8 protein-coding genes are annotated in these 9,815 nt (G+C 59.7%); 5 read left to right on the top strand and 3 right to left on the bottom strand.

Going from position 1 to position 9,815, the window contains the following annotated elements; all coding sequences use genetic code 11:
- The 5 genes from LQ952_RS14420 to LQ952_RS14440 all read left to right on the top strand — a co-directional run.
- Positions 1–1,228 (top strand): GGDEF domain-containing protein (locus tag LQ952_RS14420; RefSeq protein ID WP_238623320.1); only part of this gene is annotated, 1,228 nt, incomplete at its 5' end.
- Positions 1,225–2,502 (top strand): SpoIIE family protein phosphatase, encoded by a 1,278-nt coding sequence (locus LQ952_RS14425; RefSeq protein WP_238623321.1) that lies wholly within the window; start codon positions 1,225–1,227, stop codon positions 2,500–2,502. The genes LQ952_RS14420 and LQ952_RS14425, both read left to right, overlap by 4 nt.
- An 11-nt stretch (positions 2,503–2,513) precedes the next feature.
- A complete protein-coding gene (locus tag LQ952_RS14430; RefSeq protein ID WP_238623322.1) occupies positions 2,514–3,074 on the top strand; it encodes a SiaB family protein kinase in 561 nt (186 codons plus the stop codon).
- Positions 3,075–3,093: 19 nt separating this feature from the next.
- Positions 3,094–3,486: a DUF1987 domain-containing protein gene (locus LQ952_RS14435; protein ID WP_238623323.1), complete on the top strand. Its 393-nt coding sequence runs from the start codon at positions 3,094–3,096 to the stop codon at positions 3,484–3,486.
- Between the two features lie 28 nt (positions 3,487–3,514).
- On the top strand, positions 3,515–4,237 hold the full coding sequence (locus LQ952_RS14440; protein WP_238623324.1) for a GGDEF domain-containing protein: 723 nt from the start codon (positions 3,515–3,517) through the stop codon (positions 4,235–4,237).
- 230 nt (positions 4,238–4,467) lie between these two features.
- On the opposite strand, the gene LQ952_RS14445 is transcribed toward LQ952_RS14440, so the two are convergent.
- The 3 genes from LQ952_RS14445 to LQ952_RS14455 form a co-directional block, all read right to left on the bottom strand.
- A complete protein-coding gene (locus tag LQ952_RS14445) occupies positions 4,468–5,973 on the bottom strand; it encodes an alkaline phosphatase (RefSeq protein WP_238623325.1) in 1,506 nt (501 codons plus the stop codon).
- Between the two features lie 118 nt (positions 5,974–6,091).
- A complete protein-coding gene (locus LQ952_RS14450) occupies positions 6,092–8,128 on the bottom strand; it encodes a TonB-dependent receptor plug domain-containing protein (protein WP_238623326.1) in 2,037 nt (678 codons plus the stop codon).
- 74 nt (positions 8,129–8,202) lie between these two features.
- Positions 8,203–9,815 (bottom strand): putative bifunctional diguanylate cyclase/phosphodiesterase (locus LQ952_RS14455; RefSeq protein ID WP_238623327.1); only part of this gene is annotated, 1,613 nt, incomplete at its 5' end.

Below are 9,815 nucleotides of genomic sequence, written 5' to 3' on the forward strand. Positions count from 1 at the left end.
TTTCCTGCATTCCATCCGGGAGATTGCCCACAGTCTGGGTACCCGTCTGATTGCCGAAGGCATTGAGACCGAAGCCGAGTACGAGGTGGTGCGCAGCCTGGAGATTCCCTATGGGCAGGGTTATCACTTTGCCAGACCGGCCGCGAACCCGCCGCGGGAGCTGCGTTGTCTTGTTCGGCATCGGGGCGGTGAGATGTCCCGCTTGCGTCACCGGGGAGAGACGGTGGCTGTGCTGGCCCAGACCAATCCGACCACTTCCCCCGAACAGCCCCTGGGTACCACGGTCAGCCGCTTCCAGGCGGAGCCCGGCCTGCATTGTCTCCCGGTCATTCACGACGGCTGTCCCGTGGGCATCATCCGTCGCCATGACATCCTCGCGCTTTATTCACAACGGTTCAGTCGTGAACTGCACGACCGTAGTCCCATCCGTTTCTTCATGAAACGGGACCCGCTGCTGGTTTATCAGGACCAGCCCCTGGAGCACTTGAGTGAAACCCTTACGGCTCGGGACACCATCGATGATGAGTTCATCATCATCGATGGGGATGGCCATTATGTGGGTGTCGGTCGACTGCTGGAGTTGCTGCGCCGGATCACCGCCCTGCAGGTGCGTTACGCACGCTATGCCAACCCCCTGACTCAGCTTCCCGGCAGTGTCCCCGTCAATGAGCACGTGGATCGTCTGATCGAGTTGGGGGCGCCCTTCGTGGTGGCCTATTGTGATCTGGATAACTTCAAGCCCTTCAACGACTACTACGGTTACGCCCGGGGGGATCAGGTCATCTGTGCACTGGGAGAAATATTGCGGGAGGCACAGGAGGAGACCGAGGATTTCCTGGGGCATGTGGGGGGGGATGATTTCATCCTGGTGCTTACCGGGACCGAGTGGCGCCGTCAGTGCAGGACGGTGCTGGATCGCTTTGCGGTTTCCGTCAGTGGTTTCTACGATGAACCGGAGCGGCGCATGGGGGGAATCCACACCCTGGACCGGCGGGGGGAGGAATGCTTTTTCCCCTTGCTGAGCCTGTCCATCGGAGCCGTGCAGGTGCAATCCGGCAGTTTCCGTTCCCATCTGGAGATCTCCCAGCGGGCTTCCGAAGTCAAATGCCGCGCCAAGGCGGAGGCAGGCAATGCCCTGTTCCTGGACAGACGGACCGCAAGGGACGGCACCTTGACTGGAATCTCCTCTGAGCCCACCTGCCTGCCAAGGCCGTTGCTGCAGCCATGACATCGTTATCCGCTCAGGTTCGGGATCGGGGTTATCTTCCCCTGACCCTCTCCAGTCACCCCGTCGGGTCTGCCCAGGATCTGCTGATTCACGTGGACCCCGTGACTCCCGGCCATACCAACGAGCAGGTGGCCGAATTATTCAGCCTCAAGCGACAGGTGCAGAACCTGCCGGTGGTGCATGGCGAGCGCCCCATGGGGCTGATCAACCGCAGCCTGTTCCATAACATGATGGCCAAGCCTTATTACCCGGAACTCTACAGCCGCCAGAGTTGCATCGCCTTCATGGACAAGAATCCTCTGGTAGTGGAAACGGATACACGTATCGACACCCTCATGGCGTTGGCGGTGCAGACCGGAGAGAAGGTGTTTGCGGACGGCTTCATCGTCGTGGATGGCGGTTGTTACCGCGGGGTGGGGCAGGTCTTGGACCTCATGCGTGCGATGAACGAACTCCAGGCCCGCCAGCACCGCCAGCTCGTTGACAGTATCGACTATGCCAGCACGATCCAGTCCTCCCTGCTCAAGTCTTCCCGTCAGGCCCTGAACCGGAGCTTGCCGGATCGACACTGGGTGTTATGGCAGCCCAGAGATACGGTGGGTGGGGACATCTTCCATTGCCTCACCCTGGAGGATGGTTTCCTGGTGTCCGTGTTCGACTGCACCGGTCACGGGGTCCCCGGCGCCTTTATGACACTGATCGCCGGTGCCGCCCTGGAACGGGCCATCGCCCGCCATGGCCATGATGATCCGGCGCTGCTGCTGGCCTCCATGAACCGGTACATCAAGCAGACCCTTAGCCAGCACGACATTGCCCAGCGGAGCCAGGCGTTGCCCGATAATTCCGATGACGGCCTGGAGGGCGTCATCCTGCGGGGCTATCCCAGCGCCGGATATGTCTTGCATACGGGCGCCCGGATGCCTCTGATCCATGTCCGAACGGAAGGGGAGGGGCAGGCTGAGATCATCCGTTCGGAGCGTTGTGGTGTGGGTTACATGGCGACGCCGTCGGGGCAGGTGTGGCGGAATCAGCGACTGGAGATGGCTGCCGGGCAGCGACTCTATCTGGCGAGCGACGGAGTGATCGACCAGATCGGCGGCCCCCGTCGGATCGCCTTTGGCAAGAAGCGGCTCCTTCAGTGCCTGCTGGACACCCGCACGCTGGACATGGCCGGTCAGAAGAATGCTTTCATGCAATGTTTCATTGACTATCGTGGCCGCCAGGCACCGCGGGATGATCTCACCCTGCTGGCTCTGCAGTGGCCTGATGAGTGACGGAGACGCCCATGAATCAGTATCTTTCACCCTGTCATGATCATGATGAGTGCATCATCCGCAACCAAGGGCTGGTGTTTTACTACGTGGGCTATTTTTCCCAGAATATCATCAATGCCATCGGAGACGCGGTGCGCTTGAGACTGGAATGTTCCGAGACACCGGGCAGTCTGCGTCGCAAGATCTTTTCCATCTTTATCGAAATGGCTCAGAACATCGTTCATTACTCCAGCGATCAGCTCACCCGGGGGGCCGATGAGGACCATGTGATGCGAGCCGGTTCGGTGTGCATCACCCAGGAGGAAGGGCGCTTCATGATCATTTGCAAGAATCCGGTGACTCCCGAGTGGGCGCAGCAACTGAGACAGGACCTGGAGGCCTTGCGTGTCATGTCCATGGATCAGATCAGGCAGTCTTATCGGGAGCAGTTGCGCAAGGCCGCCCCGGAGCACAGCAAGGGAGCGGGACTGGGTCTTCTCACCATCGCCCGGGATAGTAGCGGCCCCATCGAATTCGCGTTGGAGCCCGACTCCGCCGGAGACGTGATGTTTACCCTCAAGGCCACCCTCTAGGGCACGCAGGAGCTTCAACATGGATCACAGACTCTACATTCCTGCTTCCAGCAATACCCCCGAGGTGGATTTTGATTTTGCCGCCCGTCGCCTGAGTCTTCGCGGGGAGTCCTACCCCGAAAGTGCGGTGGGTTTCTATCACGAGATCCTGCTGCGTACGAAGGCGTTTCTGGCCACGCTGGAAAATGACTCGGTGCGTTTGGTCATCGAACTCAGATATTTCAACAGTTCCAGCACCAAGATGCTGTTCAATCTGGTGGATGAACTCAATGTCGCCGCGGAGGCCGGTAACCAAGTGGCTCTGGACTGGTACCACGACGCCGAGGATGACACCATGCTGGAGTTTGGCCAAGAGCTGGCGGAGGATTTTCCGGAGATTGATTTCCGGACGCTGGCCATCGAATCTCCATGAGCAACGATACTCCGAGCGGGTACGGCTCATGAAATCTCCAGACCTTTTCGATGCAGAGATACGGGTTCTGGAAAGTGCCCGTCAAGCGATGGAAAGCCGGGATGTCGAAGCCCATCGCGCCGCTCTGGACGGGCTGATTCGGGAATTTGATCGGGTCATCCGGGACATGCGACGTCTTATCAATCATGCCGATCGCACCGAGCGGGAACTGAACCGAGCGAATCGGCGCCTGACGGAGCTGACTCGCAGCCTGGCCTACCGGAACCGGCATGACGGCCTCACGGGCCTGCTCAACCGGGAAACCCTCATCGACGAGGCGGAGGCCCTGCTGGCGGTGCAGGGAATCGCCTTGATTCTCCTGGATATCGATCATTTCAAGCAGGTCAATGACCGCTATGGGCACCCGGTGGGTGACCGGATTCTGAAGGACGTGGCCGGTGCCATGCGCATCCAGGCCCCGGAGAATGGTCTGTGTGGTCGATTGGGGGGAGAAGAGTTTGCCGTGATTTTGCCTGGGCAGATCGGCGGCAAGGCACTGGGATGTGCCGGCTGTATTGCTGATGCCATTCGTGCCGTACGTCGGGAAGGTCATCCCGGACTTCGGGTGACGGCTTCCTTCGGCATCGCTTTTGCCGCAGCCGGAACCTCTTTTGACCGGCTCTACATCTGCGCCGATGATGCCCTCTACCGGGCCAAGCATAGCGGCCGGGATCGTATCGAGGTGGTGGGGGACTGCATCACCCAGAGCTGATCGATACCCTGGGGTGTCTTTGCTTCAAGTAAAGATTCATACAGGTATGGGGTTGCTTTAATTTCATGGCGTCTTCCTGGAATGAGTGGCAGGGCGAGATTGGCCAAGGAAGTGAGCCATAGTGACCATGATTCTCCTTGCGTGGTTTTGGTACACCTTCCTCCTTGAAAAAGGGGATGCGGCCCGAGCCGGCCGCATCCCCTGGGGTCTGTCCGTGATCGAGCCCGGCATCAGGGCGTGGTGAGCTCCAAGTTCAGAGCGCGGGAGATCACCCGGTGCACGGCCGAGTTATCGATGTAGCGGCCGTCGCTGAAACCGATGATGTCCCGCAGTCCTGCGTCCGTCCCGATGACCAGATCGTAGAAATGTTCGGCACCGGCACCGTGGGCGAACATCAGGGTGTTTTCGTTGGTGTGGGTGCCGTAATGCCAGCGCACGCCGGGGAGGACGCCGGCGCCGTTGTTCTGGATGGGCTGGAAGGGGATGGTGTCGGAGTCCGGCCCCATGGGCATGGCGTTGCCATGGTCGGTGAGCACGATGACCAGAGTCTCATCCCAACTGCTGTTCTGCTCCACCCACTCCACCACGGCGGTCACGGAACGGTTGAAATCCACCTGCTCCTCGATGATGCGCGCAGTATCGTTGGCATGGGCGGCCCAGTCCACGGCGCCGCCTTCGATCATCACGAAGAAGCCGTCAGGATCCTGGCTCAGGTAGTTCAGTGCACCACGGGTCATGGTTTCCAGGGAAGGAACGTTAAGGTTGAAGGCCACGCCGCTGGGGTTGGCGGCGTCGGTGCCCATGACGGCCTCGGAGCGGTTGTACTGCAGGGTGTCATAGACTCGGGGGATCCCGATCAGACGCTCGGCCGTCAAGGACAGGGTGCCAGCGGCCAGGGCCTCGAAGTCCGACTTGTCCTCAACCAGCTGCCAGGGGCGAGCACCACCGGCGGTGCTGTTGCGTAGGCCTTCCCAGGTGGTGCGGGGGATGAAGCCACCTCCGGTGCCCACCTCATTGGCATAACGGGGTTCGGATCTGGGCTGTCCGTTGGAGTCATACTCCGGGTGGCCACCACCCATGATCAGGTCCAGATGATCCCGTTGCACCATGAAGGTGGCGATCTCACCGTAATTGTTGCGACTGATGTTCTGGGCGCCGAAGGCCGCCGGGGTGGCGTGGCTGAAGGGCACGCTGCTCAGCACGCCGGTGGCCTTGCCCTGCTCACGAATTTCCTGGGTGATGAAGGTCAGGGGCTGGGCAAAGTCATCGTAGTCGATAGCATTGTTGTAGGTCTTTTGGCCGGTGGCCAGTACGGTGCCGGCGGCGGCGGAGTCGGTGTAATCCTCCTTGAGATATTCGTAACCGGCGAAGTGGTTGGGTCGTCCGCCGGTGGTGGAATTCACCGGGGTGGTGTCCCAGGCCTGCTCCGGATCGTAGGTCACCTGGGGAATGCCGGTGAAGGTGGGGGTGTTGGAAGTGTTCAGAGGCGGGGTGATCATGCCGAGCTTGACGTCGAACCGCTCATAGGGCTGTTTGCCTTTCTCCCCGTATTCCCAGTAGCTGGCCATGTCCCAGGTTCCCCAGCTGGCGCCGTCGGTGATCATGAGGATCACGTTTTTGGCCTGAGGACTCTGTTCGGCTTGATTGTTGCCGGAGTCATTGTCGTCGGAGCAGCCATGCAGCGATAACGCCGCCGTCAGCACGGCTAAGGAAAGCGCACTTTTACGGAAGTTCATACCTTGCCTCGTGATTTGGTGAAAAGATCACGAGGAATCTAAAGTGTCTATGTTTAGCGGGGATTGGCCGTGCGTGAATATTGTGTAAAAGCCGCTCGCTGCCGCCGTTTCCGGCTATTCAGAAACCGAGTCTGACTTGCCCGTAGAGGCCGCGACGGGTCCGGGCCGGCTGGAAGGTGGGGGTCAGGGAATAATATTCCGTGCGCTCGGAATCCAGCAGATTCTGGACCACCAGGGCCAGCTCTATCTTCTGCTGCGGCCGCCAGGCCAACCTTATATCCATCGTGGTATAGGCATCCAGGGGAGCAAGAAAGGGTTGATAGCGTTGATCTGCATGCCTTATCCACAGATCCAGGTCGACCTGGTGATTGAGGCTCCATGCGCTGCGCAAGGAAGCGATGTGCCTGGGGATGAAGCTGGAAAAAAGGCGCTCACCGCCTGTAAATTCACCGACGTCGTTGTAGCTGTAGGCGAGCTGAAAACGTAGTTTCTCACCGGCTCGCCAGTCGCCTGCCAACTCAATGCCCGTCACGGTGAGTTCACCGGTATTGATGAACCGGGTGGGTGCTATCAGGTACGCCTCATTTTCTCCCATCAAAAGGGCGTCGGGATCGGTCTCCGTCGTGGCTGATCTGAGATTGTCATAGCGATGCACGAAGGCAGTCAGATCCAGGTAAAGATTGGGCGAGGGATGGCCCCGGTAACCTGCCTCGAAGGCTGTCAGGCGCTCGGAGCCGTATGCATCATGGCCGCGTACTTCGCCCTGTATGGGTAGGTGCGCCAGAGATTCATCCACGGGTCGGTCGAGTCTGTATTGGCCTGGACGGGCCACGGTCAGGATGTAGTCCGCTGTGCGTTCGCCTCGGGAGGGGATACGTTTGGCGCGCGACAGGGACGTCCAGAGGCTGTGCCGGGGCGTCATGTTCCACAGCATGCGGATCGTCGGCTGGAATTCCGTGCTTGTGTAACTGTTGTGGTCCAGGCGCCCACCCAAGGTCAGGCGCAGTCCCTGATTCAGCAGGACTTCATTCTGGGCAAACAGGCTGGCGATGTAGAGGGTTTCCCGGGGCCGGTCAAAGCGGGTGGTCAGGCCGCCGGAGATGCTGTCTTCGTACCAGCGATAGCCGGCCCCCCAGGTGATGGTGTGCCGATCGGGAACATCCAGGCGCTGTTGGAACTCCAGGTCCACGATATGCTGCTGCTGGTCCGCGAGCATGACCGCTTCCAGATCGGAGTAACTCCAGGAGGCGTTGAACCTGATCTCTGACTGTTCCGAGGTCTGTCGGGTCAGGCCGGCCTGCACGTCCATGCCGGAGAAACGGTCGGTGATGGTTTCCACCCGCCGGTAAGTGGGTGGGAAGAGGGGGTCTCGGACGACACCGATACCGTCCGAGTCGACTCGAAACAGATTCCCCGCCACTATCCATCGGCCGAACGGCTCATCTCCATCCAGGCGGAAACCGGCCGAAACGTGATCCGCTTTGTCATGGTGATCATCACCGGATTCCGTCAGGGAGGCACGACCTTCACGGTTTTGCAGATAAACGCTGAAACTGCGGTCTTCTCCCCAGTGCCCCCCCTGTCTCAACAGGGCGAACGGACCGGTGTCACCCCCGTACCCGGCGCTGATCAGGGTGCCGTGAATGGCATGGGAGGAGCGGGTGATGATGTTGATGACCCCATTGACGGCATTCACGCCCCAGGTCGCGCCCCCGGGGCCCCGGATGACTTCGATGCGGTCGATGTTTTCAAGGGGAATCTGCAGGGTGTTCCAGAGTACGCCGGAAAAGCTCGGGCTATAGGCGTTGCGGCCATCCACCAGCACCATGAGCTTGTTGGACAGGTATTCGGTGTGGCTGCGAATGGAGATGGCCCAGCGATCCTCGCTGATGCGGGCAACGTCCACCCCCGGGGCCAGGCGGAGTACCTCCGGCAGGGATCGCGCCCCCGAACGCCGGATATCCTCGGCAGTAATGACATGCACGGCAGCGGCGACATCGGACAGACGCTGTGATCGACGACTGACTGTAATCACTTCCTGCTGTAGGAGATCCTCCAGGGAGAGTTCGAGGAAATGCTCGATGTCTGCCGCCTGGACCAAGGATAGGGTGAAGCCGAGCACCATCAGGACGAGTACACAGGGGAGGCTTTGCATTGAGTGTGTCAGTCTGCCCGTGATGTGCGCACTCATGATGGGGGTCCTGTTGGAAGGCGCATGCCGCAGAATGATCAGGATAGCGTATGGGTATCCCAGTTCCGGCCAAACAGTGCGGGAATTTGGTCGGGTGCAATCGGCTGACTGAAGTAATAACCCTGCAGGGTATGGCAGCACTGTCGGCTCAGCATTTGAGCCTGTTCCATGGTTTCAACGCCTTCGGCGGTGACTGTGAAACCCAGGCTTTCCCCCAGAGAAATAATGGCCCTGATGATCGCCAGGCTCTCGTTATCATGGGGCAAGCCACTGACGAAGCTGCGATCCACCTTGAGATTATGCAAGGGCAGTCGCTTGAGATAACTCATTGAGGAATAGCCGGTGCCGAAATCATCCAGGGAAAATTTCAGGCCCAGTTCATGCAATTCGCGCAGGGTCTGCAGCGTTGTAACGCGCTCATCCATCAAGGTGCTTTCCGTGATTTCCAGTTCCAGATAACCGGCCTTGAGCCCCGTGTCCCGGAGAATATTCCGGACGGTACTGATCAATGTGCCATTTCTGAACTGAACCGGTGAAAGATTCACTGCGACCTGCAGGGGATAGCCTTGGTCGTGCCAGCTTGCGGCCTCCCGGCAGGCCGTGCGTAACACCCATTCGCCGATGGGAATGATCAGCCCGTTGTCTTCCGCCAAGGGAATGAATTCCATGGGAGAGACCACTCCCTGCCGAGGATGTGCCCAGCGGATCAGGGCCTCAACGGACAGGATGCGCCCTGTGTTCAGATCCAGTTGCGGTTGATAAACGAGAAAAAACTCTTCCGCTTCCAGGGCGCGGCGCAGGTCCGATTCCATGTTCATGCGTCGCATGGCCTGATGGGTGAGCGACGGGCTGTAAAACTGCGTATTGTTTCGTCCCAGGGACTTGGCGTGGTACATGGCTGTGTCCGCGTGCTTGATCAGGGTATCGGCATCTTTGCCGTCATCCGGATACACGGCGATGCCGATGCTGGCGGTCAGTACCATTTCCCGTCCCGCAAGAAAAAACGGCCGGCGCAGGAGTTCCTGTATTCGGTGGGCCACCATCAGGGCATCTTCGGGGTGGGCCATATCCGGAATGATCACGGTAAATTCATCACCGCCCAGGCGGGCCAGATTGATTCCCCGGGATTCAAACGCCGGACGGGACACCGTGTCAGTGGGACGCACTCCCAGGCGTAGACGCTGGGAGGCATGCTGCAGCAGCATGTCGCCGGTGGCATGGCCCAGGGTATCGTTGATGTGTTTGAAACCATCCAGGTCCAGGAACAACACCCCCAGCTGACAGTGACTGTTTCCGGCCCGGCGGATCTCTCCCTCCAGGCGTTCTACGAGATGCCGGCGGTTTGCCAACCCTGTCAGACTGTCGAAGTAGGCCAGCCGATATATTTCGGAGTCGGCTTCCTTGCGGGCCGTGATGTCCCGGACCAGGCAGAGCGTTTCCTGGTCGTCGATGATCACGATCCGGGTTTCAAAGTAGCGAAGGGACCGATCCTGGTCCTGCAGGGTGTACTCGACGTACTGCATACCGCCTTCCTCACGCGCCTTTTTGACCGCGGCCAGATAGGACTGGAAAACCTCGTCGGGCAGGTTTTGTTGCAGATGTGTACCGGGTGGGGGGTGGGAATGGTCGTTCTGGCCGGCCAGCCTGTCCA

This window comes from Ectothiorhodospira lacustris (genome assembly GCF_022227785.1).
Lineage (GTDB): Bacteria > Pseudomonadota > Gammaproteobacteria > Ectothiorhodospirales > Ectothiorhodospiraceae > Ectothiorhodospira > Ectothiorhodospira lacustris.